19 protein-coding genes are annotated in these 23160 nt (G+C 66.8%); 11 read left to right on the top strand and 8 right to left on the bottom strand.

The features are described 5' to 3' along the window. Positions 1-1197: AAA family ATPase (locus VB739_RS12235; RefSeq protein ID WP_323357332.1), on the bottom strand; the 1197-nt coding region annotated here is incomplete at its 3' end. Positions 1198-1296: 99 nt separating this feature from the next. On the opposite strand from VB739_RS12235, the gene VB739_RS12230 reads away from it, so the two are divergent. Further along, entirely contained in the window at positions 1297-1773 is a 477-nt protein-coding gene (locus VB739_RS12230) for a glycine zipper domain-containing protein (protein ID WP_323357331.1), read from the top strand. Beyond that, complete coding sequence (locus tag VB739_RS12225) at positions 1770-2135, top strand: phage holin family protein (RefSeq protein ID WP_323357330.1); 366 nt, start codon at positions 1770-1772, stop codon at positions 2133-2135. The genes VB739_RS12230 and VB739_RS12225 overlap by 4 nt, the downstream gene beginning before the upstream one ends. A gap of 12 nt (positions 2136-2147) precedes the next feature. Here the strand turns inward: VB739_RS12225 and VB739_RS12220 are convergent, their stop codons facing one another. Continuing rightward, positions 2148-4136 (bottom strand): S8 family serine peptidase, encoded by a 1989-nt coding sequence (locus VB739_RS12220; RefSeq protein WP_323357329.1) that lies wholly within the window; start codon positions 4134-4136, stop codon positions 2148-2150. Positions 4137-4288: 152 nt separating this feature from the next. On the opposite strand from VB739_RS12220, the gene VB739_RS12215 reads away from it, so the two are divergent. After that, positions 4289-4762, top strand: coding sequence for a hypothetical protein (locus tag VB739_RS12215; RefSeq protein WP_323357328.1), 474 nt, complete (start codon positions 4289-4291; stop codon positions 4760-4762). A 19-nt stretch (positions 4763-4781) separates the two neighbouring features. Here VB739_RS12215 and VB739_RS12210 read toward each other — a convergent pair whose 3' ends face one another. Beyond that, positions 4782-6428: an alpha-amylase gene (locus VB739_RS12210; protein WP_323357327.1), complete on the bottom strand. Its 1647-nt coding sequence runs from the start codon at positions 6426-6428 to the stop codon at positions 4782-4784. A gap of 72 nt (positions 6429-6500) precedes the next feature. After that, positions 6501-7676 (bottom strand): THUMP domain-containing class I SAM-dependent RNA methyltransferase, encoded by a 1176-nt coding sequence (locus VB739_RS12205; RefSeq protein ID WP_323357326.1) that lies wholly within the window; start codon positions 7674-7676, stop codon positions 6501-6503. Positions 7677-8067: 391 nt separating this feature from the next. Here VB739_RS12205 and VB739_RS12200 point away from each other — a divergent pair, with 391 nt between their 5' ends. After that, entirely contained in the window at positions 8068-9360 is a 1293-nt protein-coding gene (locus VB739_RS12200; RefSeq protein ID WP_323357325.1) for a DUF2252 domain-containing protein, read from the top strand. Here the strand turns inward: VB739_RS12200 and VB739_RS12195 are convergent. Together VB739_RS12195 and VB739_RS12190 are read right to left on the bottom strand one after the other, a co-directional pair. Next, positions 9345-10601: a mechanosensitive ion channel family protein gene (locus VB739_RS12195; RefSeq protein WP_323357324.1), complete on the bottom strand. Its 1257-nt coding sequence runs from the start codon at positions 10599-10601 to the stop codon at positions 9345-9347. The two genes, VB739_RS12200 and VB739_RS12195, sit on opposite strands and share 16 nt — an antisense overlap. Continuing rightward, complete coding sequence (locus VB739_RS12190) at positions 10598-11830, bottom strand: hypothetical protein (protein WP_323357323.1); 1233 nt, start codon at positions 11828-11830, stop codon at positions 10598-10600. The genes VB739_RS12195 and VB739_RS12190 overlap by 4 nt, the downstream gene beginning before the upstream one ends. Before the next feature lie 458 nt (positions 11831-12288). Between VB739_RS12190 and VB739_RS12185 the strand changes: the two genes are divergently transcribed. From VB739_RS12185 to VB739_RS12175, 3 genes are all read left to right on the top strand, one after another. Beyond that, positions 12289-13488, top strand: a complete 1200-nt coding sequence (locus VB739_RS12185; RefSeq protein ID WP_323357322.1) for a hypothetical protein — start codon at positions 12289-12291, stop codon at positions 13486-13488. Positions 13489-13696: 208 nt separating this feature from the next. Next, positions 13697-14575, top strand: coding sequence for a DUF389 domain-containing protein (locus VB739_RS12180; protein ID WP_323357321.1), 879 nt, complete (start codon positions 13697-13699; stop codon positions 14573-14575). A 52-nt stretch (positions 14576-14627) separates the two neighbouring features. Next, positions 14628-17099, top strand: a complete 2472-nt coding sequence (locus VB739_RS12175) for a plasma-membrane proton-efflux P-type ATPase (RefSeq protein ID WP_323357320.1) — start codon at positions 14628-14630, stop codon at positions 17097-17099. A gap of 526 nt (positions 17100-17625) precedes the next feature. Here VB739_RS12175 and VB739_RS12170 read toward each other — a convergent pair. Further along, positions 17626-17970, bottom strand: a complete 345-nt coding sequence (locus tag VB739_RS12170) for a PilZ domain-containing protein (RefSeq protein ID WP_323357319.1) — start codon at positions 17968-17970, stop codon at positions 17626-17628. Positions 17971-18122: 152 nt separating this feature from the next. Next, the gene (locus tag VB739_RS12165) at positions 18123-18539 is read right to left on the bottom strand and encodes a hypothetical protein (protein ID WP_323357318.1); all 417 of its coding nucleotides are present in this window, start codon (positions 18537-18539) and stop codon (positions 18123-18125) included. 211 nt (positions 18540-18750) lie between these two features. On the opposite strand from VB739_RS12165, the gene VB739_RS12160 reads away from it, so the two are divergent. From VB739_RS12160 to VB739_RS12145, 4 genes are all read left to right on the top strand, one after another. Further along, positions 18751-19725 carry a DnaJ C-terminal domain-containing protein gene (locus VB739_RS12160; protein ID WP_323357317.1) on the top strand — a complete coding sequence of 325 codons (975 nt, stop codon included), beginning with the start codon at positions 18751-18753 and terminating at the stop codon, positions 19723-19725. A 71-nt stretch (positions 19726-19796) separates the two neighbouring features. Beyond that, positions 19797-20798 (top strand): porphobilinogen synthase, encoded by a 1002-nt coding sequence (gene hemB, locus VB739_RS12155; RefSeq protein ID WP_323357316.1) that lies wholly within the window; start codon positions 19797-19799, stop codon positions 20796-20798. 45 nt (positions 20799-20843) lie between these two features. Further along, positions 20844-21257, top strand: coding sequence for a VOC family protein (locus tag VB739_RS12150; RefSeq protein WP_323357315.1), 414 nt, complete (start codon positions 20844-20846; stop codon positions 21255-21257). An 11-nt stretch (positions 21258-21268) separates the two neighbouring features. Next, positions 21269-23160 (top strand): endonuclease MutS2 (locus VB739_RS12145; protein WP_416233333.1); only part of this gene is annotated, 1892 nt, incomplete at its 3' end.

The following is a 23160-nucleotide window of genomic DNA, read 5'->3' as shown; positions in this document are numbered from 1 at the left end:
GCCGGCCACCTCCCCGAGCCGACGGCGCGACAGCTCCACCGCCGCCTCGGCCTCGCGGCAGAGGGCTTCGGCCCGGTCGATGGCGCCGTCGTCGGCCTGGCCGTCGAGGGCCTGGCGCTGGTGGCGCAAGGCGGACTGGTTCTGCTGCAGCTCCTGGCGACGGCGCTGCAGGTCCTCGGCCTGGTGGCCGTGCCGTTCCGCCTGGCGGGCCAGCTCGCGGCCGCTGGTCTCGAGGCCGGCCAGTTCGGCCTGCACCGCCAGCAGCTGGTCTTCGCCCAGGGTCTTCACCTCCGCCTGCAGCTTCTCGAGGGTGGCGGCGGCGGCGACCACCTCGGCTTCGGCGGCGACGATCGCCTCCCGCTCCTGCTCCTGCTGGCGGTCGAGGCGCTCCAGGCGTCCGGCCAGGGCCAGCCCGTGGCTGCGGGCCTCCTCCCAGGCCAGCACCTGCTCCTGCAGGCGTCCCTGGTGCAGGCGCTCCCGCAGCTCCTGGTAGGTGCGGGCCTTGGCGCAGTCGCGTTCGAGCTTCTGGCGCGCCGCCAGCAGTTCCTGCTCGACGATGCGGCAGCGCTCCTGCCGTTCGACCACCTCGTCCAGCTTGCACCGGCTCTGCTCGATGCGGGAGTCGAACAGGGCCACGCCGGCCAGCTCATCGATGATGCCGCGGCGGTCGCGGGCGCTCATCGACACGATGCGGGTGACGTCGCCCTGCATGACGACGTTGCTGCCTTCCGGATCGACCCGCAGCCGCCGCAGCTGGGTCTGCAGTTGCTGCAGGTTGCAGGGCACCCCATCGGCGCTGAAGCTGCTGCTGTAGGTGCCGCCCGGGGCCACCCGCAGCCGCCGGGTGACGCTCCACTCCCGCTGGCCCTGCTGCAGCCAGGGTCCCTGCTCGGGCACCTCCAGCCCCTCTTCGGCGCTGTCGGGCTGCCAGTCGCCCAGGTCGAAGCGCACGGTGACGCTGGTTTCGGCGGCCTTTCCCTCCCGCAGCATGGCGCTGTTGATCAGGTCGGGGAGCCGCTCGGCCCGCATGCCCCGGCTGGTGGCCAGTCCCAGGCAGAACAGCACCGCATCGAGGATGTTGCTCTTGCCGGAGCCGTTCGGGCCCGTCACCACCGTGAAGCCCTCCTGCAGCGGGATGGTCATCGACCCGCCGAAGGATTTGAAGTGGGTGAGCTCAACCTGATTGATGTGAACCAACGGGCTCATGCATCAGGCAGCGGCACTTTAGCCGAGGTGCTGACGAACTCAAGTCACCCTCTCTACGGTGAAGCCACGTTGGTCTTGCCACCCTTCCCCATGGAAACGGACACCACCCCTACCGCCACGGACCCGGCCCGGACAGCGGCTCCGGAACCCACAGGGTCAGGTGAGGCCCAGCAGGCGCAGAACCAGTTCCGGGAACGCTTCGAGAGCCTGCTGCCCAGCATCCAGAAGGAGTGGCCCGACGTGGCCCGCCACACCCTGGAGGCCACCCGGGGCAGCTTCGATCACGTGGTGGAGGTGATCAGCCATCAGAGCGGCGTCACCGCCTCCGGCGTCAAGCAGCAACTGCTGGATCTGGTCAACGTCACCGGTGAGCAGGCGGGGCACGTGGTGGACGCGCTGCGCCCCCTGGAGGATCAGCTCGAGCACCTGCTCGATGACCTCAACAGCACCCTGCGGCCCCGGATCGAGAAGCCGGTGCGGGAGCGGCCCCTGATGGCCCTGGGCATCGCCGCCGGCGTGGGGCTGGTGGTGGGGCTGCTGCTGTCGTCGGGGCGACGCTCGGCATGACGGGTTCGAACTTCGCCCGCGTCACGGCGCTGATCAGCTCGGTGATGGACCTGCATGTGCGCATCGCCCTGCAGGAGGCCGATAAGGAAAAGCGGCGCCTGGTGGGCGGCGGGGTGATGCTGGGCATGGGCCTCACCCTGATGACCCTGGCCCTGGTGGCGGCCGAGCTTGTGCTGCTGCTCTGGATCCGGGAGGCTTTCGCCCTGAGCTGGCTGCAGGCCGCGGCGGCCGTGGCGGCCATTGATGTGGTGCTGGCCGGCGTCAGCCTGCGCATCGGCGGCCAGATGCTCAAGGGCCCCTACCTGCCGGAAACCACCGCCGGGTTGATCCGCACCACCCGGGCTCTCACCGGCAAGTCCTGAGGCCCTCCAGGCTCAGAAACTCAGCTCCAGCCGCAGGCTGCGCAGCGTGCCCCGGTCGGCGCGGGCTGTGTCGGACACCTCCAGGGTCCAGGTCCCACTGGGATCGGTGCCCTTCAGGCCCGCCAGGGCGGGGGCATTCACGGCGTCGTAGGTGAGTTTGAGATTGTCGGTGCCGCCGCCGGCCCGGTCGTGCAGCAGCACAGGGGCGGCCCCCAGGGCGGCGGGCGGCAGCAGCCGGACCACCAGATCGCCGATGTAGGTGTGGTCGAGATCCACCGCCACCTTGATCGACTGCAACGGGCCCGGCGCGGCCACCGGCAGGGTCAGGGTGGAGGTCTGGAAGTCGTTGATGGGCACGTCCTGCACCACCTGGAACACCAGGGCCGCCGCCGGTTGGGGTGGGCGGGCCAGTTCCACCGCCTTGCGGGCGCTGACCCGCCCGTAGCCGTAGAAGGGGCTGCGCCCGGTGGCGTCGTAGTTGCCGCCGGCGGTGTCGATCCGGACGCAGGCCTGTCGCAGGATCTCCCGCACCTGGTCCCAGCGCAGGGCAGGGTTTCGCGCCAGCACCAGGGCCGCCACCCCGGCGACGCCGGGGCAGGCGCTGGAGGTGCCGCCGAAGGAATTGGTGTAATGACCCGCCGGGTCGCCCTTCTGGGGGCTGCCCTGGTTGTAGCCCAGCCCGCCGGAGCGGTCAGTGGTCCAGATGCCGGGGGTGAGGGAGGTCCGGCCGTCGCTGCTGGGGAAGCTGCACCACACGGCCTTGCCGTAGTCGCTGTAGGCGCTGCGTTTGGAGAGGTCGTTGCAGGCCGCGACCGCGATCACCCTCGCGTAGCTGGCGTAGCCGTCGTTATCGACGCTCTCGTTGCCGTTCCCAGCCGCGAACAGCACCACGCAGCCCTTGCCGCTGCGGCCCTGGGTGGTGGCGAAGTCGATCGCCAGCCGGGTGGAATCCGGCAGCGGCACCACCTGGCGGTGGGCGGGATCGTTCGGGTCCCACCAGGCCCCGTCCGGCGGACCCCAGCTGCAGGAGATCACATCAGCGCCGTTGCGGGCCGCCCACACGAAGGCGTCCGCTTCCGCCTGGGAGCCCAGGCCGGAGGCCAGCCGGATGGGGATCAGCCGGGCGCCGGGGGCCACGCCGGTGGCACCGAACTGGCCGTTGGCGCAGGCCACCCCCGCGCAGGCCGTGCCGTGGTCGTCACCGCGGCCGGGCCTGGGGTCGCCGCTCTGGCGGGTCACATCCCGCGGCGCGACGACCTTGCCGGAGGAGCGGAACTCCTCGTGGTCGATGTCGAAGCCGTCATCCACCACCGCGATGATCGCTCCGGTGCCATCGCTGAGGGCCCAGGCCGCCTCCACCTCGGCGTGGGCGTCGACGAGCCGGCCGTTGACGGCGGTGGCCTTGAGATGCCATTCGGGCGGGAACGCCAGACGACGCTGCCGGCTCGGGCTCACCAGTTCCGGGTGGCAAAGCGCCACACTCGCTTCCGCCAGCAGGGTGCCGGCCATCTCAAAAATGCTGAGCCCGCTGTTGTCGGGAGCCGCCACGACATAGGCGTTGCGGGCATAGCTGAGGGTGCGTTTGAGGCTGAGGCCGTGGCGCTGTAACAGCGCCTCACAGTCCTCGGGCTCCGCGTCATCGTCAAACTTGACGAACATGTTCTCCGTGTAGACCACGGGCCGGCCGGTGCTATCCACCAGAACGCGGCCGGCGAACTCAATGCCCGGTTCCGCCTTGAGCAGGCTGCGGGCGGTGTCGCGCAGGGCGCTGTCGGCCTGGGGGGTCCTGGTGCCCAACAGCTCAACCCCCGCCTCGCGGAAACGGGTCAGGGTCTCGAACTGATCAAGAATCAGGTGGGTCTCGGCACTGACGGGCGACACCTCGAACGACCGCGCCGGCATCACCGCCTGGCGACTCAGGGTGCGGACGACGAGGTGATTGTCGCTGACATCAAGTGCATAGGGGGCAGCATCTTTGCCGCCATAGCGAACCTGAACCATCGGCGTTCCAGCTGCGGCGGTCACTCTCCGCCGATGGGCCTCTGAAGACAAGCCAACGGAACAGGACGTGATCTGCCGTCACAGGCAGGGGGTTAACGTCTGCAGCCTTGCGGGGCCGGCCGGTGAACCAGGAGCAGGCACTGGTCGCCGCCATGGTCGACGCGTTCCCCCGGCAGATCACCGTGGCGGGGCCGGGATCGGTGCTCCTGGCGCAGAAGCCCGGCTGGACTGCCGTGCATGGGGAGCCCCTGCCGCAGACGAACGTGATCCTGTTGTTTGAGCCCGAGGCGATCGCCGTGCTGGCCGGTCCCCCTGCCGGCCCCCTGGCTACGGGCCAGGCCATCAGCCCGGTCTATGCCCAGGCGGCAAGCGACGAGCTGGCCGTTCCCACCGGGGCGCTCTTCCTGCGTGTCCGACAGGGGGAGCGGGCGAATGACCATCGCGCCGCGCTGGAGCAGCTCGGCTGCCGCATCACCAGCCTGCCCGACCATGCCCCCGAAGCCGCCTGGTTGCGGGCCAGCAGCGGCAGCATCGCCGACGCCCTCGGCTGCCTGGGCAGGCTGCGGGACCTGCCGGGTGTGGAGAGCGTCGAGCCGCAACTGCTGCGGCGCCGGGCGCACCGTTAGCCGCCGGGGCCGGCAGCGTTCAGAGCGTCACACCCATCGGGGCCAGGGCCGCCTCCTCCACCCACACCGACACCGAGCCCCCCGGGCAGTGCCACTCCGCCCAGCCGTCGGCGTTGGTGGTGATCGGGGCCTGGATGTGCCCGGTCAGGTCGCGGAAGGTGGTGTGGCGCTTCCCCACCTCCATCCACTTGTGGCCGGCCGCTCCGTCGCTCATCAGCACCGCCATGGCCCCGGGGTGGCCCGGGGTGCCCAGGCGCGTCCAGCCGATGGTGTTGACGTGGTCGAGGTAGTCGTACTGCGGCCCGTAGGCGCAGTGGCCGCGGGCCAGCAGGAAGCGGTCGATCAGGAAGCGGTGGCTGGGCAGCACGATCCGGTACTCCTGGCCGTCTTTGCTGTCGGTGTAGTCGGCGCCGTAGTAATCGGCACCGAAGATGCAGGGATAGCCCTGGTCGCGCAGCAGGATCACGGCGTAGGCCAGGGGTTTGAACCAGGCTTCCACCACCGATTCCAGCGATTGCAGCGGCTGGGTGTCGTGGTTCTCCACCAGGGTCACCGCCAGCAGGGGCAACTGCTGCATCAGGGTGCCATCGAGCAGCCGGCGCATGTCGTAATCGCCGCCGCTGCGGCTGGCCTGGTGAAAATTCATGTGCAGCGGCGCATCAAACAGGCTCATGTGGCCGCCGGTGTTGGCCGCGTACCAGTGCAGGCTTTCGATGTTGTAGGTCCAGTACTCGCCCACCACGAACAGATCGCGCTGGGCGTGCTCTTCCAGGTCGCTGATCCAGTCGAGGAAGAAATCACTGGCGATGTGCTTGATCGCATCAAGCCGGAAGCCGTCCGCGCCTACGTGGTCGAGGGTCCAGCGGCCCCAGTGCTTGAGCTCGCCGCGCACCTCGGGATGGTTCATGTTGAGGTCGCTGCCCATCAGGTAGTCGTAGTTGCCCTTCTCCAGGTCGACGTTGCTCTCGAAGCCGGCCCCCTGGGTGCGCCAGATGGCCCTGAAGTCGGGATCCAGGCTGTTGTGATCGACGGCGTCGAAGTGGTACCAGTGCCACTGCATGGTCGAGTAATGGTCGCCGCGGCCATCGAAACGGAACCGGGTCCAGGCGCTGATCAGCCGTTCCTCCCCCAGGGGCCGGTTGCGGTCGTCGGGGTCGTAGGGGGTGGCCCGGTACTGCTCCTGATCGTCGGCGTTGAGCTTGTGGTTGAACACCACATCGGCGTACACCTGGATCCCCACCTCGCGGCAGGCCTGCACGGCCTCCAGATACTCCTGTTTGGTGCCGTACTTGGTGCGCAGCGTGCCCTTCTGGTCGAATTCGCCCAGATCGAACAGGTCATAGGTGCCGTAGCCCACATCCCAGACGCTGCCCCCCTTGCCGGCTGGCGGCAGCCACAGAGCCGTGATGCCGGCCCGGGCCAGGGCCGGTGCCTCCTGGCGCAGCCGCCGCCAGTGGCCGCCGTCGCCGTCGCTGTACCAGTGGAACCACTGCATCAGGGTGCCGTTGAATTCCGTCGGTGCCGCCAGCTTGCGGGCGCAGATCTCGGCTTCGTGGCTGGCCAGCCACTCCTGCAGCAGCGCCACCGCCGCCGCGCCGGTGTCGAGGGCCGGGTCCCTCTCGACAGCCAGCACCTCCTGCTTGAGCTCTTCAAAGAGTGAGGCCATGGCGGTCTGCGGGCGGCGGTGGAGGCAGGACCCACCGCTAGCAGTGCTGGTCAGGAGTCGCTGTAGCGGGCCTCAGCGGACGTCGTAGCGGAGCCAGCGGCAGTCGATGCCGCCATTGCTCACCGGCACCCGGCGGCTGGCCTTCATGCGCAGGGCGCCCGTGAGCGCGGGGTTGCCGCTCAGCAGCCACAGGGTCCAGCCGCTGCAGCGCTCCTTGAGCATCCGCCCCAGGTCGCCGTAGAGCGCCTCCAGGTCGTCGTCACCGCCGAGCCGCTCGCCGTAGGGCGGGTTGCACACCAGCACCCCGGGCGTCTCGGGGGGATGGAAATCGCGAAAGTCCCCCTCCTGCAGGTCGACCCAGTCGGCCACGCCGGCCGCCGCCGCGTTGCTGCGGGCCATGGCCAGCACGGCCGGATCCCGCTCCATGCCCACCACAGCCGCCAGGGGTGCCCCATCGGGGAGGCTGCTGCGGTAGATGTCCTGGGCGGCCTGCCGCTCCCGCTGCCAGAGGGCGGCGTCGAAATCGGGCCAGCGCTCCAGGCTGAAGGAGCGCTCCAGGCCGGGGGCGCGGCCGAGGGCCCGGCAGGCGGCCTCGATCAGCAGGGTGCCGGAGCCGCAGAAGGGATCGGCCAGGGGCACCGTGCCGTCCCAGCCGGTGTGGGCGATCAGTCCGGCGGCCAGGTTCTCCTTGAGCGGGGCCAGGCCCATGGCGGCCCGGTAGCCGCGCCGGTGCAGGCTGGCGCCGCCGCCATCGAGGCTCAGCACCGCCTCGGGGCCGCTGCCGCCGGGGCGGCCGGGGCTGAGGTGCAGGTGCAGCACCAGGTCGGCATCGTCCAGGTCGACCGAGGAGCGCGATCCCCACACCTGGCGCTGCCGGTCGACCAGGGCGTTCTTGACCTGCAGGGCGCTGTAGTGGCTGTGGTTGAGGCCCGGCACACTGCCGCTGGCCTCCACCCGGAAGCTCAGCTGGGGCGGCAGCCAGCGCTCCCAGTCGGCGGCCCGCTGCACGCCGTCGTAGAGCTCCTCGCGGCCGCGGCAGGGGAAGCGGGCCAGCTGGCGCAGGAAGCGGAACGGCAGCCGGGCCTGCAGATGCAGGCGGTAGAAGGTGGCCGCATCGGCCCGCAGGCCCACGGCGCGCCGCAGGGGGCGCACCTCAAGGGCGCCAAGGGCTGACAGTTCGGCCGCCGCCGGTTCCTCCAGCCCCGGGGGAACCACGGCGATGACGTCAAACGGGGAGGGGGTGGCCATCCCCCCATGCTGCTGGCTGGCCGGCGGCCCGAAGGTGGCAAGATGAACAAGCTCGTCTTCGGACGAACTAGGTGGTCCACACCAGTGTCTCGGACAGCGGTTCGATTCCGCTCAGCTCCATTCCCCCCACCCAAGCGCGGGGCTGCAATGGTTTCGACGGGGCATGAGGAGGGTGACTGAAGCCTGCTCGGTAAGAGCGAACCCGTAACAGCGAACAACATCGTTCGTTTCTCCCGTCAAGCCGCCCCCGTGGCTGCCTGACACTCTTAACGGAGACGGGGTGAGGTCAGCCTTGTCACCCAAATGACCCATGGGGCCTGGAAGGGCCCTTTTCAGTGTGCGGGCCGCGGGGCTGTCAGCCTTGTGGCGTGGCCACCTGCCGGCGATTCGAATGACCAGCCAGCGCCCCGACCCCATCGCCGTCCTGCGCGAGCAGGAAACCCATCGGTTGCCGTGGCTGCTGCCGATCCGCCACGGGCGCATGGCCCAGAGCCCCTTGGCCTTCTTCCGCGGCGCTGCGGCCCAGATGGCCATCGACCTCGCCTGGCAGCCCCATTCGGGGGTGATGGTCCAGCTCTGCGGGGATGCTCACCTGATGAACTTCGGCTTCTATGCCTCCCCGGAGCGCACGCTGGTGTTCGGCGTCAACGACTTTGACGAGACCCTGCCGGGCCCCTATGAATGGGACCTCAAACGGCTCCTGGCCAGTGTGATGCTGGCCGCAGACAGCCTCGGGATCGCCGCGGACGACGCCCGTTCGATCGTGCGCCGCAGCGCCCGTCGCTACCGGCAGGCCCACCGGGATCTGCTCGGGCTCGGTTACCTCGACCTCTGGTATCACCGCGTCGATGTGGCGGCCTACCGCGAGGGGGTGAAGCACAAGCCCCTGCGGGAGTCGCTGGATGCCATCGCCGAGCAGGCCCAGCACAACGACAACCGCCGGGCGGCCCGCAAGCTCTGCCAGCGGGACGCCGACGGCGTGCTCCGCTTCCGCCATGATCCGCCCCTGCTCTGGAGCCTGGAGTCGCTGGCCAGCCAGGGGGCCGACCCCGTGGCGCTGCGTCGGTCCGTGGAGCAGTCGATCGCGCGCTACCGCGCCTCCCTGCGGCCGGAGATGCAGTGGCTGGTCGGCCGCTACACGGTGCTGGACTTCGCCCTCAAGACCGTCGGCGTCGGATCGGTGGGCACCCGCTGTGCCATCGCCCTGCTGCAGGGCCGCGACGACGACGACCTGCTGATCCTGCAGAGCAAGGAGGCGGGGGCCTCCGTGCTCGAGGCCCATCTGGGAGCGAGCACGGCGGGGTCTCCGGGTGAGCGGGTGGTGCGCGGCCAGAGGCTGATCCAGACGGTGAGCGACAGCTTCCTGGGCTGGGTGGAGGCCGCCCCCGGCGGTGTGGCCAGCTACTGGCGTCAATTCCGCGACTGGAAGGCCATGGTGCAGCTGGAGAACCTCGACCGGGACGCCCTCGCCGACTACGGCGAGCTCTGTGCGGCGGTGCTGGCCAAGGCCCATGCCCGTTCGGGCGACGGCGAGGCCATCGCCGCCCACCTGGAGGCCATGGGGGACCCCGATGGACTCCTGGCCGACTTCGCCGGGGCCTACGCCGACCAGAGCCGCGCCGATCACCAGCGCCTGGTGGCGGCGATCGCGGACGGCGAGCTGCAGGCTCAGTCGCTGGGCTGATCGGTGGGCGCAGCGATCGGCTGGACGGGGGAACGCTCGATCACGATGTGGGGGTAGGGCAGCTCGATGCCCATGGCCTGGAACCGCTCCACCACCGCCTGCACGACGGCGCTGCAGATGCTGCGGTTCTGGAACGGACTGGCAATCCAGAACTTCAGCACGTAGTCGGCCCCGCAGTCCCCCATCCCGTCCAGGTAGGCCGTCGGGGGCCGGTGCGTATCCACCCCCGGCACCGCGGCGGCGATCTCCTCCAGCAGGCCCAGGATGGTGCCGATGGGCTGGTTGGCATCGACGCTGAGGGCGATCTGTGTGTGAAAGCGGGTGCGGCCCACACCGAACTCCACGGTGCTGCTGTTGAAGAAGGTCTGGTTGGGGATCACGAGCTCCGCATTGTCCCGGTCGCGCCACAGCCGGGCCGCCCGCAGACCCAGCCGCCGCACTTCGCAGAAGTCGCCATCGATCGAGACGATGTCCCCGGGCCGCAGCGAGCCTTCGAACAGCAACCAAAGACCGCTGACGAAATTGCCGAAGACCTCCTTGACGCCGAAGCCGAGGCCCACCGACAGCCCCCCGGCGACGGCCAGCATGGCGGTGCTGTTGAAGCCGACCGTCTCCATCACGGCCACGGTGCCGAGGGTGATCACTGCGTAGCGCACCATCAACCCCATGGCCCGCACACTCACCCGGTCGAGGGCGAAGATCCGTTTGAGCAGCCAGGCCACCCCGATCGAGGGTGGCCCCGAGGAGACCATCAGCAGATAGAGGACCACCACCAGCCGCGTCAGGTCGCCGACATTGACATTCGCCCCCATCCATCGCCCCAGGGGGATCAGGGCCAGTTCGGCGCGGGTGTCCAGCAGTTCGATCAGGGACCAGAGCAGCCCGCCGAACAGGAACGGACGGATCAGCAGATAACGCAGGGGCTGAATCTGATCCTCGGGCAGCCAGCGCTCGCCCCACGTCAGCAGCAGCTCCGAAACCTGCAGGCTGGCCAGAACGGTGAGCAGCAGGACGGCCAGCGCCATCGGTTGCCGGGCGATGGCCAGCAGCCCGCAGCCCAGGCCGCCCACCACCGCCGTGGTGCCGAGTTCAAGCGTCCAGGACACGGCGACGGGCGCGAAGCGGCGGGCCATCAGGTGACAGCAGGCCACGGCAAGCGCCACCAGAGCCAGCTGGACGAGGATCTGGGGCCGACCCAGCATCGGCAACCAGCCCATGATCTGACCGAGCAGGTCGTTCATGGCAGCGGAGCCAGGGCCCGGACCACGGCTTCGGTGGCGTCCGTCGCGGTCAACTCACCGAAGGCCACGGCGGTCACGAGGCGACTGAGGGCATGGTCGCGGGGGTCACCGGCGGGCAGAAGCCTGGAGATGTCATCGGTGGCGTCGGCCTGTTGGACGGACCGTTGCATCGCCTTGAGCACGGGGGTGTGCAGCACGGAGGGCGGCACAAAGCGATTGGTGGGAAGCATGTCCTGGTTGTCGGTGGTGAGGGTGTTCTGGATCCAGGGGTTCAGCGAAAACACAGCCAAGGCTTCCGCCACGCGCCGTTGCCGGGCGGTGGAGCCCCTGCCGAAGGCCAGCACCCGCAGCCTTGTGATCGGGGTGGGCGGTCCGTAGGGGCCGCCGGGAAGGTCGCTCACCCCGAGGCTGGTCCCCAGGGTCTGACGCAGCCGGCTGAGGTTGCCGCTGTTGCAGGGGATCCAATCCAGGCGCCGCTCCAGCAGACCTTGAACCAGTGATTCCTGGTCGGGCTCGATGAAGATCTGCTGGTTGAAGTTGGCGGCGGAGAGCCACTCCAGCCAACGCTGCAGCCCCTGGCGTTCGGCGGCGGCCAGGGGGCGGCCGGCGGCGGCGGCGATGATCGCCCGATCAGCCCCCAGGGGGCCGGCACTCCAGAACAGGCTTCGCGATTCCACCGCCAGTCCCACGCGCAGCCCCCCGCGGGCCTGGTTGATCAGGTCGATCGTGGTGGTGGGGCTGGTGGCCACCCGGCTGCGGTTGAAACAGGCGAGCTGCGGTCGCCTCAGAATCGGCAGACCGGCCAGAGCCCGGGGCGGGATCTCCAGTCGCTCGAGGGAATCAGGGTCCACCTGGTGACGTGTGGCCTTGGGAATGTCGATGCTCCTGGCCAGCTGGGCCTCCACCAGGGTGTGGGCGGTGGAGCCCGCCACCAGCATCAGATCAGGCCCGAGGCCCGCGGCCTGGCGGCGGCGCACCTCGTCGATGAACTCGCTTTCGCGAAACAGGTTCGTCTCGATCGCCACGTGCGGGTGCAGCTGACGAAAGGCCTCGACGATCGTCTGCGCCTGCAGCACTTCCTCCTGCAGGATCGCCGCGGTCAGCGGCTGGTCGCCTTCGACGCTGATGGCGAGATAGGCCGTTCCGCTCAACTCGTTGGAACGGAGGCCGCAGGCGGACAGCAGGGTGAGGGGCAGCGTCAGCAGCAGGCTCGCCAGCGCACCTTTCATGGCCTGCCCAGACCGGGCGGCATTGGCGTCGCTGTGGCCGTAGCCCTGCGGCAGGGGGGAAGCAGCCGGCGGTGGTGGTCAGCGGTGCCCATGGGCGTTCTCATCGTGACCACGATCCAGAGGTGGATCAGCCGTGGCTCCTCCATCGAAGCAGCCCTGCCGCCGAAGCGGAGCCCTGCGCAGCGCCGTCGGGCTGTTGATGTCCTTGAGGGGAGAGTGCCGAAGCATGCAGCGCACCATCTAAGGCTCATCGATAGCGTCTGCAAGTGCTGACAGGTCATCGCTAATGACCGATGCAATTCACTGCAGACCTGCTGCACAACGCGGATCATTTCTGACCTCGCAAAGAGCAGGACGTCCTACAGTATGTGAAGTCATTGACGCCATCTTCTGGGGATTTAACTAGACAATGGTTAGGCGAGATTGGTGCCCGGATCGCAGTCTGGGGCGTCGATTCGATGACGGACATGATTTCACTGAGGAGCAAGATTGTGAACAGGCCTGAGAAGGACTTTGCCGATGGGCTTCTGGACAGTTGTGATCCCCCCTGTCTTTCGCTTTATCAGTCAACGCATCGGTGCCACCCAGAGAATCTCCAGGATCCGATACGGTTTGGGAATCTTGTAAAGCAGCTGGAAGCGTCGCTGCGCAAGCAATTCCAGGAGAGCGAAATACGGCCATTGCTGGAACCATTGCTGGAACCATTTCTGGCCTTGGCTGGTGACAGCGACTTCTGGGCCCATACCCTTGATGGCTTGGCCGTACTGGGAGGCAAGGGCCTGTTTCGGGTGTACAAGCTCCAGCGACAGGTCGGTGAACTGGCCGTTGTTGCCGACAGCTTTCATGTCAAACCCCTGATGCGCATCCTTCAGTCCGCTGATCGCTATCAGGTTCTCGCCGTGAGCCTTAAGGAGATCAAGCTGTTTGAGGGCAACCGTGATGTTCTTGACGAGATTGATCTGGCTCCCGGTGTCCCTCGCACGTTGGTGGATGCGCTGGGGGAAGACGTCAGCGAGCCGCACCAGACCGTCGCTTCCTACGGAGGTGTCGGCGTCGGGCGCTCGCCGATGCATCACGGCCATGGCGGCAGACGGCCTGAAGTGGAGATCGACGCAGAGCGCTTCTTCCGCGCGGTTGACGGCGCCGTTCTGGAAGAGCACTCCCGACCATCCGGCCTGCCGCTGATCCTCGCGGCCCTGCCAGAGCATCATCATCGCTTTCATGAAGTCAGCCAGAATCCATTTCTGATCAAGGAAAGTATCGATCTCTATCCTGACGACCTCTCATCAACCGAAGAGCTCTGCCAGCTTGCCTGGACATTGATGGAACCAAACTACCGGGCGCGCCTGGCCGCACTGGTTGAAGAGTTTGGTAACGCAAGATCCGCAGGACTCGGCGACGATGATCTGGAACAGGTCGCGACGGCGGTGATGGACGGACGTGTCGCCAAACTGCTGATCGAAGCGCAGTGGGAACGTCTTGGCCGCATCAGTGTCGCATCAGGCGACATCCAGTTGGACAAACTGTCAAACCCAGAGGTTGACGACATGCTCGACGACTTAGGCCGGACAGCTCTGAAGAAGGGTGCCGAAGTTGTGATTGTCCCCGCTGAGAGGATACCAACGAAAACAGGAATTGCTGCCATTTATCGCTATTGACCCGTCGTTACGATCAGCTCTGATGTCCATGGCAATGGCACCAGCAGGTGTGCAAAGTGTCGTGCACCGGCGGCGTTGATCCCGGCTCTCAACGATGGGACTGGCCATTCCGATGTTGAGCCGCAGTTGCTGAGAGGAAGCTGGCACCAACGCAAGCTGCCTCAAGATTCAACACTTTGCTGCTGAACTACAGGGAGACGATTCAGCCATGACCGTTCCGGAAATCGCCAAGGAACTCCTTCCCAGAGAGGCGGAATCGGTTAGCGGCATCGGTGCCTGGGGCGTGCGCAACTACCACACGATGCTGGAGCAGCGGGCCATCGCGGGCTCAACCAGGACCGGCGGCTACATCGCCATGGTTGTGGCCGCAACGGAGATGGCAACTGCCGGACGGCTGCTCAACAGTGCGGCAGGGGTGATCGGCGCTTGCGTTTCGGCGTTGATCACGTTTGTGTTGCGGATGTACGTCCCGAACATCGCCGTCACCCCAGAGATCCTGATCAGGGCGATGCCATCGTTGAAGGATGTGGTCCTGAGCGCACTGATTGCCGTTTCAGCTGGTGCGGCGGCCTCACTGGCTCTGATCGCCCACCCCCACACCCTGGAGCGCCCATGGGGTCATGCGGTCGACGTGGTGATCGGTGTCCAGGTGGCGATCTCGCCGATTCCACCGGCGGCCGTGATCGGCATCGGATGGGCGCTCGCACAGCCAGAACACAGCTGGAATGCCGTCTGTCTGTTGTTGCTCAACGTCGTGGCTCTCGATAGCGTCGGTAGCATCGCGATCCTGGCCATCAGTGGTGTACGTCGCCGGCATCTTGACCTTGAGAAGAATCTTCGTTTCCTCGTGGCAAGTATCCTCGGTTCGGAGTCTGACTTCATCGCCACCGGCAGCTCGGTGGATGTGACCCTTTTGGGGGAGCGCGATGTGGTCGTGGATGTCAGATTGTGTTGTCGCCTCGGTGGCGCGATGCCAGAGACCCTGGCAGATCAATTCGCCTCAGATCTCCTGGCCAAAATCTCCTGCCAAGCGGATATAACCGTAGAAGTGATCCCCATGTTATCCCACCTGAGCCGAAGACACTGACCCGCTGGCCTTCAGCGGCAGACGCATCGCAACATCTCTCGGGAGTCTGACAATGAGCCCATCTCACCCGCAGCATGGACACCGTGATGCGTTCGACAGTCTGAACGCGCAGCAACTCCAGGCCAAGCTCAGTTCTTCGCCGGCGGGCCTCAGCCAGAGCGAAGCATGTCACCGCTTGTCCCAGTACGGTGCCAACGAGATTCCCGAGAAGAAGACGAATCGGATCCTGAAGTTTCTGACCTACTTCTGGGGCCCTATCCCGTGGATGATTGAAGCGGCCGTGGTTCTTTCGGCCCTGGCCCAGCACTGGCCGGACTTCGCCATCATCCTGCTGTTGCTTCTCGCCAATGCCGTGATCGGCTTCTGGGAAGAGCACCAGGCGGGGAACGCCATCGCTGCACTCAAAGCCAAGTTGGCTCTAACGGCACAGGTGAAGCGAGATGGACTCTGGACCACCGTGGCGTCACGTGAACTGGTGCCGGGCGACGTCATCCATCTGCGCCTCGGCGACATCGTGCCGGCCGATGTGCGCTTGCTGGAGGGTGACCCACTGCAAGTGGATCAGTCTGCCCTGACGGGGGAGTCGTTGCCGGCCACGCGTCAAGGCGATGAAGCCGTGTTCTCGGGGTCGATCATCCGTCGGGGTGAGATCGATGCGATGGTCTTTGCCACCGGAGCGAACACCTACTTCGGCAGGACAGCGGAACTGGTGCAGACCGCTCACAGCGTCAGCCATTTTCAGCGAGCCGTCCTGCAGATCGGTAACGTCCTGATCCTGCTCGCGCTGGCCCTGGTGTCGGTGATCATCACAGTGTCGCTGCTGCGCGGCGATCCACTGCTCACCACGCTTCAGTTCGCCCTGGTGTTGACCGTTGCGGCGATACCCGTCGCGATGCCCACGGTGCTCTCTGTGACCATGGCGGTGGGAGCGCGCCTGCTGACGAAGAAGGGAGCGATCGTGACCCGGTTGGCCGCCATCGAGGAATTGGCAGGCGTGGATGTGCTCTGCTCGGACAAAACCGGCACATTGACCCAGAACGTTCTCACCCTTGGCGATCCTTTCAGCGTTGGTGCGTCGAGTTTCCATTCGTCCAGCATCGCTAGCGGTCCAGGCCTGGTGATCTTCACAGCGGCCCTGGCGTCACGAGCTGACAACAAGGATCCGATCGATCGGGCCGTTCTCGCGTGCATCCACGATTCCCAGAGTCTTGCTGGCTACCAGTTGGTTCATTTCCAGCCCTTCGACCCGGTGCACAAGCGAACCGCAGCCACCGTCAGGGGCTCGGATGGCGTGGAGTTCGAGGTCACCAAGGGCGCCCCGCAAGTGATTCTGGCGATGTCGGCCAATGCTGCCCAGGTGAACGACGCCGTTGAGCGTGCTGTCAGTGGATTTGCGGCACGAGGCTTCCGCTCGCTGGGTGTCGCCCGCACGGATGCCGAACACCACTGGCAGTTTGTTGGTGTCTTGCCCCTGTTCGACCCTCCGCGCGAAGAGGCCAAAGCCACGATCGCCACCGCTCACCAGATGGGTGTGAAGGTCTTGATGGTGACAGGGGATCAATGGCCCATCGCCCGGGAAACAGCCGAGAAGCTGGGGATGGGCTCCGCGATCCTTGATGCCAGTGGGTTCTCGACCACCTCAATCGATCACACGGAGCAACTGGCCGCATCCATCGAGCAGGCGGATGGATTTGCCCAGGTGTTCCCTGAGCACAAGTTTCAGATCGTGGAGGTCCTCCAGCGACACGGCCACATCGTCGGCATGACGGGTGATGGTGTCAACGATGCCCCGGCTCTGAAACAAGCTGATTGTGGTATCGCCGTTTCGGGCGCGACGGACGCGGCGCGCGGCGCGGCCTCCATCGTGCTGATGGCGCCGGGACTGTCCGTGATCATTGAAGCCATCAAGACGAGCCGCAAAATCTTCCAGCGGATGAACAGCTACGCGATCTATCGCATCGCAGAAACGTTGCGTGTGCTGTTGTTCATGACGGCTTCGATCCTGGTGTTCAACTTCTATCCTGTCACCGCTGTCATGATCGTGATGCTGGCGTTGCTGAATGACGGGGCCATCTTGTCTATTGCCTATGACAACGTTCATTACAGCAGCGAACCAGAGCGATGGGACATGCGCACCGTGATGGGAATCGCAACAGCGTTGGGCTTCATTGGGGTCGTTTCAGCCTTTGGACTTTTCTATCTCGGGGAGCGAATCTTCCAGCTCGATCGGGCTCACCTCCAGACGCTGATGTACTTGAAGCTCTCCGTGGCTGGACATCTCACCATCTTTATTACTCGCACACGAGGACCATTCTGGTCCATCCGCCCAGCGAGGCTACTGCTTTTGGCCGTCTGCGGTACGCAATTGCTGGCTACTTTGATTGCGGTGTATGGATGGTTCATGACGCCATTGGGCTGGGGTTGGGCCTTGTTCGTATGGGTGTATGCATTGGCTTGGTTCGTCGTCAACGACCGTCTGAAGTTGCTTGCCTATTCACTCCTGATCCCAGAGCGGCATCGCTAGGCTGGCCTCTCCCAGACATGGCCAGCTGGCGGTGATGAGGGTGAAGAGGCAGCGTCCAGGTCATGACGCTCAGGCTCTCAAGGATCCTGAAGCGTGTTGAAGTCTCAGGTCATCTCAGTCAACAGGGATAGCCAACACCTGAGGCGCAACGGATCCGCCACTGCCCTTGCAGCCTGGTCCATCATCCCCGCAGACCATATCTGGTTCACACGTCTTGCCGTGGCAGTCATTATCTCTACAAAGCCCAAGGACATATAGCCAGCCGACCCGAGCCTGCCTCGTCAGCCAAGAGTTGAGTGGCTGACGGCCAGGTCGATGATCGAACAGCAGCTGGAACTTTCTGGACCCTCAACCCTCGCTCATGAGTTCTTGCCGTTGCCCTGGCTTCGTCAGCAGAAGCCATGGCCGCTGCCCGACGGATGTCTCAAGATCTTCGATGACCAGATTGAGGTGCCCATGACGGGCTTTGCTGGGAGCGCCAGGCTCTGCAGACGCCAGGGTTGTCTCTGGTCCTGGCCAGCCATGCTCAGGTCTGTTCTCCTTTGATCAGGAGTCTGAGAAACGTCTTGGAGATGTCGAAATCTTCTTCAAACCGAAGTCCGGAGTAATGGGCTCCCCTCAGTTGGTTCATCCAGATCAGTTCTCCTTTCGCTTCGACGATCTCAGCGTCGGATGGATCATGAAAGCGAATCTGGGCAGGTGTCCCCATGGGGAGCTGCTGGAAGCTGCGGATGCAGGCCCCTGAACGACTCACATCCCAAAGGTGTCCTGCATAACAATCATCCTGAAAAAATACCTCAACTTTTATGAGGATCTGAAAAAAGGGTGCTGAAAACTTCGGTTCCCGGGCCGGAAGTGTTGATTCCTTCATGTCCCTGAGGGGCGGAGATTGGCTCCAGACAGGTTTCAGTGTTCTGCAGAAATGGGTTTGAGGACTCTACCAAAATCAGCCAGAATGTCTATCTGGACTTCCGCACTTGCGTGCCAGTTGGATGGCACGTTCAGCAGGCGCCAGGGCGCCGCTCAGGGAGTGGTGCCCCCGGCCGGCGTTTTGGCGTAACCGCTCCAGAGCTTCAGCTCCTCGATCGTCTGCACCCCTTCCACCCGCTTGCTGCCGAGGACCCAGGTGGGGTAAGCCTTGATGCCCGCCTCCTGGCAGCGCTCGCGACCCTCCTTGGTCTTGTCGCATTCCACGTAGGGCAGCCGATCGCCCGCCTGTTGACCGAACAGGCTTTTCTGGCGGAAGCAGGCCGGGCACCACCAGGCGCCGTAGAACACGGCTCCGATGCGCCGCAAGTGCTCTGTCAGCTCCATCTGGGCGCTGTCGGAGGGCGCCAGGGCCTCCCCCAGGGTGGGGGTGGTGGAGCCTCCGGCCTGGGCCCCATGGGCAGGGGCGTTGCACACCAGCGCGCACCCCAGCAGGGTGGGCAGCCCGCCCATGAGCAGCAGGGGCCGAAGCCGCGCAGTCCGGCTGGACTTCCAGGAGGGGGACAACAAGGACATCGGTGGAAGGACTGGACCAAAAATCTAGGCCGCACCCGCTGGACCGTACGGGCTTCCGCCCTGCCAGGACCTGTGAATTCCTCGGCAGGACTGGGAGAATCCCCAGGTTGGTCGGTGACGGGCGCCCTGGCGAGATGAGCGTGACGAGATGAGCGAGAACGGGTACCGCGACTATTTCAAGGTTCTAGGAGTCGAAAGGGGCACTGATGCCGATGGCGTCAAACGCGCCTTCCGCAAGCTGGCCCGTCAGTACCACCCGGATGTGAATCCTGACGACGCCTCCGCTGAAGCCCGTTTCAAGGAGATCAGCGAAGCCTATGAAGTGCTGTCCGATCCAGAGAAGCGCCGTCGCTACGAGCAGTTCGGCCAGTACTGGAGCCAGATGGGCGGTGGCGGTGGCGCTCCCGGCGTCGATGTCGACTTCGGCCGTTACGGCAACTTCGACGACTTCATCAACGACCTGCTGGGCCGTTTCGGTGGGGGTGCGGCCGCTGGTGCCCCCGGTGGTTTCGGCTTCGGCAGCGGTTTTCCCGGTGGGTTCCCCTCCGGATTCGGTGGCGGCGGTGCCGAACGCTCCACCCAGGTGCAACTCGATGCGGAAGCCACGATCAGCCTGCCGGTGGCCGATGCCTTCCGCGGCTGCGAGCGCACCCTGGCTGTCAACGAGGAGCGGGTCCAGGTGCGCATCCCCGCCGGTGTCAAGGACGGCAGCCGCCTGCGGCTGAAGGGCAAGGGAAACCTGCAGCCCGGCACGGGCCGCCGCGGGGATCTCTATCTCACCCTCAAGCTCCAGCCCCATCCTGTCTGGCGCCTCGATGGCGACCAGCTGCGGGCCGAACTCCCCTTGAGCCTCGACGAACTGGCCCTCGGCGGTGAGGTGCGGGTGGCCACCCCCGATGGGGAAGCCACCATTCAGGTGCCCCCCGGCATGACGCTGGGCCGCAGTCTGCGGCTCAAGGGCAAGGGTTGGCCGGTGAAGGACGGCAGGGGCGACCTGCTGTTCACTCCCACCCTCAGGCTTCCCGACAGCCTCAGCCCCCAGGAGCGGGATCTGCTGGAGCAGCTGCGTCAGGCCCGCAGCGTCGACCCCCGCAAGGACTGGATCAGCGCCGCCCTGCTCTGAGCGCCGAACCTGGTCCCCTTATCAAGCGCCGGAAGGGCTTTCCGTAGGATCCGGCCAGTCAGATCTGCCCCATGGAGCTCACCTATCGGCCCCGCCGGCTGCGTCGAACGCCGGCCCTGAGGGCCATGGTGCGGGAATTTCAGCTCAGCGCCGCCGATTTCATCTATCCCCTGTTTGTCCACGAGGGCGCGTCCAACGAACCGATCGGAGCCATGCCCGGCGCCCAGCGCTGGAGCCTGGAGGGTCTGGTGACGGAGGTGGGCCGGGCCTGGGATCTGGGCATCCGCTGCGTGGTGCTGTTCCCCAAGGTGGCCGATGGCCTCAAGACCGAGGACGGCAGCGAGTGCTTCAACGAGGGCGGCCTGATCCCCCGGGCGATTCGGCGCCTCAAGCAGGAGCATCCGGCCATGGCGATCATGACCGACGTCGCCCTTGATCCCTATTCCTGCGACGGCCACGACGGCATTGTCAGCAGCGAGGGGGTGGTGCTCAACGACGAAACCATCAGCCTCCTTTGCCGCCAGGCGGTGGCCCAGGCCAGGGCCGGGGCTGATCTGATCGGCCCCAGCGACATGATGGACGGCCGGGTGGGGGCCATCCGTGAGGCCCTCGACGAGGAGGGCTTCGAGCACGTCGGCATCATCAGTTACACCGCCAAGTACGCCTCCGCTTATTACGGCCCCTTCCGTGAGGCGCTGGATTCCGCCCCCCGGGCCGTGAGCAGCAAGCCCATCCCCAAGGACAAGAGCACTTATCAGATGGATCCGGCCAACGGCCGCGAAGCCCTCACCGAGGCCCTGCTCGATGAACAGGAGGGGGCCGACATCCTGATGGTGAAACCGGGCCTGGCCTACCTCGATGTCATCCATCGCCTGCGGGGCGAAAGCGAGCTGCCCATCGCCGCCTACAACGTCAGCGGTGAGTACGCCATGGTGAAGGCCGCCGCCGAGCGGGGCTGGATCGACGAGCGGGCGGTGGTGCTGGAAACCCTGCTGTGCTTCAAACGGGCCGGCGCCGATCTGATCCTCACTTACCACGCCTGCGACGCCGCCCAGTGGCTGCGCGACGGCTGAGCCGCACCGCTTGAATAGGGGAATGATCCGTCGTTCCCCCTTCCCATGACACGTCTCGGCCACGTGGCGGTGCGGGTCCAGGACATGGAGCGTGCCAAGCGCTTCTACGAAGGGCTGGGGCTGCGCCTGACCTGGGACGCCCAGGACTGGGCCTACATGCAGTCGCCCGGCAACGGCGACGGCATCGCCCTGCTCAGCCCCACCTACACCGCCGCCGGCCCCCACTTCGCCTTCCACTTCAGCGACCGGGCCGAGGTGGCCGCGGTGCACGACCGGCTGGAGGCGGAGGGTCACCGGGTGGGGCCGGTGCACGACCACCGCGATGGCACCGCCTCCTTCTATCTGCAGGATCCAGAGGGCAACTGGCTGGAGATGCTCTACGAGCCCGCCACCGGCATCCCCTCCAACGTGGGAGCCGCCGCCATCCCCACCCCCATCTCCCTCGCGCCGGCTGGGTGAGCGCACACCCTGTGAGCGAGATCCATCAGGACACCCTGGAGCTGCTGGAGTGGCCCCGCCTGGCGGAGCACCTGGCCGACTTCGCCAGCACCGCCGCCGGCCGGCGCCATTGCGCAGCTCTCGCTCTGCCGGACCATCCAGCGGAAAGCCGCCGTCTGCTGCTGGAAACCACCGAGCTGCTGGCCCTCGATGGCCTCTGCGAGGGGGGCCTCAGCCTGCAGGGAGCTGGGGACATCGCCGCCACGGTGGCTCTCTGTGCCAAGGGGGGCTGCGGGGGTGGCGAGGAGCTGCTGGCGGTGGCCGCCACCCTGGCCACGGCCCGGCGGCTGCGACGCCAGATCGACGATCCCGAACTGCGGCCGATCACCAGCGCCCTGGTGGCCGAACTGCGCACCCTGCCTGAGCTGGAGCAGCGGCTGCATTTCTGCCTGGAGGAGGGCGGCCGGGTGGCGGATCGGGCCAGTGGGCCGCTGGAGGCGGTGCGGCGCCAGTTGCTGGGGCTGCGCGGCGAGCGGCGGGAGCGGCTGCAGGAGCTGGTGCGTCGCTACGCCTCCCTGCTCCAGGACACGGTGGTGAGCGAACGCAGCGGCCGGCCGGTGCTGGCGGTCAAGGCCGGCGCCGCCGCTCAGGTGAGCGGCCTGGTGCACGACAGCTCCGCCTCCGGCAGCACGGTGTACGTGGAGCCCCAGGCGGTGATTCCCCTGGGCAACCGCCTCCGTGATGCCGAGGCCCAGGAGCGGGAGCTGGAGCGCCAGGTGCGCAGCGAGCTCAGCGCCCTGGTCGGCGAGCAGGCCGAACCCCTCGACCACCTCCAGCAGGTGCTGGTGCGCCTGGATGCCGGCCTGGCCCGGGCCCGCTACGGCCAGTGGCTGGGGGCGGTGCGGCCGGAGCTGGCCGAGACGGCCGACGCCCCCTTCGAGCTGCGGGACCTGCGACACCCCCTGCTGCTCTGGCAGGAACGGCGGGAGGGCGGCCAGCCCGTGGTGCCCGTGAGCATCAGCGTGGGCCGTGAGCTGCGGGTGGTGGCGATCACTGGCCCCAACACCGGTGGCAAGACGGTGACCCTCAAAAGCCTCGGCCTGGCGGCCCTGATGGCCCGCGCCGGCCTGTTCCTGCCCTGCGCCGGTAGCCCCCGGCTGCCCTGGTGCGGCCAGGTGCTGGCCGACATCGGCGATGAGCAGTCGCTGCAGCAGAACCTCTCCACCTTCAGCGGCCACATCCGCCGCATCGCCCGCATCCTTTCGGCCTTATCCGAGGGGGCTGCGCTGGCGGAGGGTGCGGCGGCGCTGGTGCTCCTCGATGAGGTGGGGGCCGGCACCGATCCCACTGAGGGCAGTGCACTGGCCGCCGCCCTGCTGCGCCACCTCGCCGATCGCGCCCGCCTCACCGTGGCCACCACCCACTTCGGCGAGCTCAAGGCGCTCAAGTACGCCGATTCCCGCTTCGAGAACGCCTCGGTGGCCTTCGATGTGGAGACCCTCTCGCCCACCTACCGGCTGCAGTGGGGCATCCCTGGCCGCAGCAACGCCCTGGCGATCGCCTCCCGGTTGGGGCTCGACCCCGCGGTGCTGGCGGCGGCCGCCGCCCAGCTGGAGCCGGGCGGCGAGGGTGATGTGAACCGGGTGATCGAGGGGCTGGAACAGGAGCGCCAGCGCCAGCAGGAGGCGGCCGAGGCGGCGGCGGTGCTGCTGGCCCGGACCGAGCTGCTGCACGAGGAACTGCTGCAGCGCTGGTCGCAGCAGAAGGAACAGTCGGCGGAACTGCAGGAGCAGCGCCGCCAGCGGCTGGAGCAGTCGATCCGCGAGGGGCAAGGGGAGGTGCGGCGGCTGATCCGGCGGTTGCGCGCGGTGGGTGAGGAGGTGCGCGTCGGCGGGCGGGCGGCGGGCGAAACGGCCCGCCAGGC

Source organism: Cyanobium gracile UHCC 0281, from assembly GCF_034931305.1.
GTDB lineage: Bacteria > Cyanobacteriota > Cyanobacteriia > PCC-6307 > Cyanobiaceae > Cyanobium > Cyanobium gracile_A.
This window is presented reverse-complemented; position numbering and strand designations above follow the sequence as displayed.

Bases quoted from the DNA above. Each gene is read 5' to 3' on its own strand.
- VB739_RS12230 (WP_323357331.1), top strand. From the start codon at position 1,297: ATGGAAACGGACACCACCCCTACCGCCACGGACCCGGCCCGGACAGCG.
- VB739_RS12225 (WP_323357330.1), top strand. From the start codon at position 1,770: ATGACGGGTTCGAACTTCGCCCGCGTCACGGCGCTGATCAGCTCGGTG.
- VB739_RS12220 (WP_323357329.1), bottom strand. From the start codon at position 4,136: ATGGTTCAGGTTCGCTATGGCGGCAAAGATGCTGCCCCCTATGCACTT.
- VB739_RS12215 (WP_323357328.1), top strand. From the start codon at position 4,289: ATGGTCGACGCGTTCCCCCGGCAGATCACCGTGGCGGGGCCGGGATCG.
- VB739_RS12210 (WP_323357327.1), bottom strand. From the start codon at position 6,428: ATGGCCTCACTCTTTGAAGAGCTCAAGCAGGAGGTGCTGGCTGTCGAG.
- VB739_RS12205 (WP_323357326.1), bottom strand. From the start codon at position 7,676: ATGGCCACCCCCTCCCCGTTTGACGTCATCGCCGTGGTTCCCCCGGGG.
- VB739_RS12200 (WP_323357325.1), top strand. From the start codon at position 8,068: ATGACCAGCCAGCGCCCCGACCCCATCGCCGTCCTGCGCGAGCAGGAA.
- VB739_RS12195 (WP_323357324.1), bottom strand. From the start codon at position 10,601: ATGAACGACCTGCTCGGTCAGATCATGGGCTGGTTGCCGATGCTGGGT.
- VB739_RS12190 (WP_323357323.1), bottom strand. From the start codon at position 11,830: ATGAAAGGTGCGCTGGCGAGCCTGCTGCTGACGCTGCCCCTCACCCTG.
- VB739_RS12185 (WP_323357322.1), top strand. From the start codon at position 12,289: ATGACGGACATGATTTCACTGAGGAGCAAGATTGTGAACAGGCCTGAG.
- VB739_RS12180 (WP_323357321.1), top strand. From the start codon at position 13,697: ATGACCGTTCCGGAAATCGCCAAGGAACTCCTTCCCAGAGAGGCGGAA.
- VB739_RS12175 (WP_323357320.1), top strand. From the start codon at position 14,628: ATGAGCCCATCTCACCCGCAGCATGGACACCGTGATGCGTTCGACAGT.
- VB739_RS12170 (WP_323357319.1), bottom strand. From the start codon at position 17,970: ATGAAGGAATCAACACTTCCGGCCCGGGAACCGAAGTTTTCAGCACCC.
- VB739_RS12165 (WP_323357318.1), bottom strand. From the start codon at position 18,539: ATGGGCGGGCTGCCCACCCTGCTGGGGTGCGCGCTGGTGTGCAACGCC.
- VB739_RS12160 (WP_323357317.1), top strand. From the start codon at position 18,751: ATGAGCGAGAACGGGTACCGCGACTATTTCAAGGTTCTAGGAGTCGAA.
- hemB (WP_323357316.1), top strand. From the start codon at position 19,797: ATGGAGCTCACCTATCGGCCCCGCCGGCTGCGTCGAACGCCGGCCCTG.
- VB739_RS12150 (WP_323357315.1), top strand. From the start codon at position 20,844: ATGACACGTCTCGGCCACGTGGCGGTGCGGGTCCAGGACATGGAGCGT.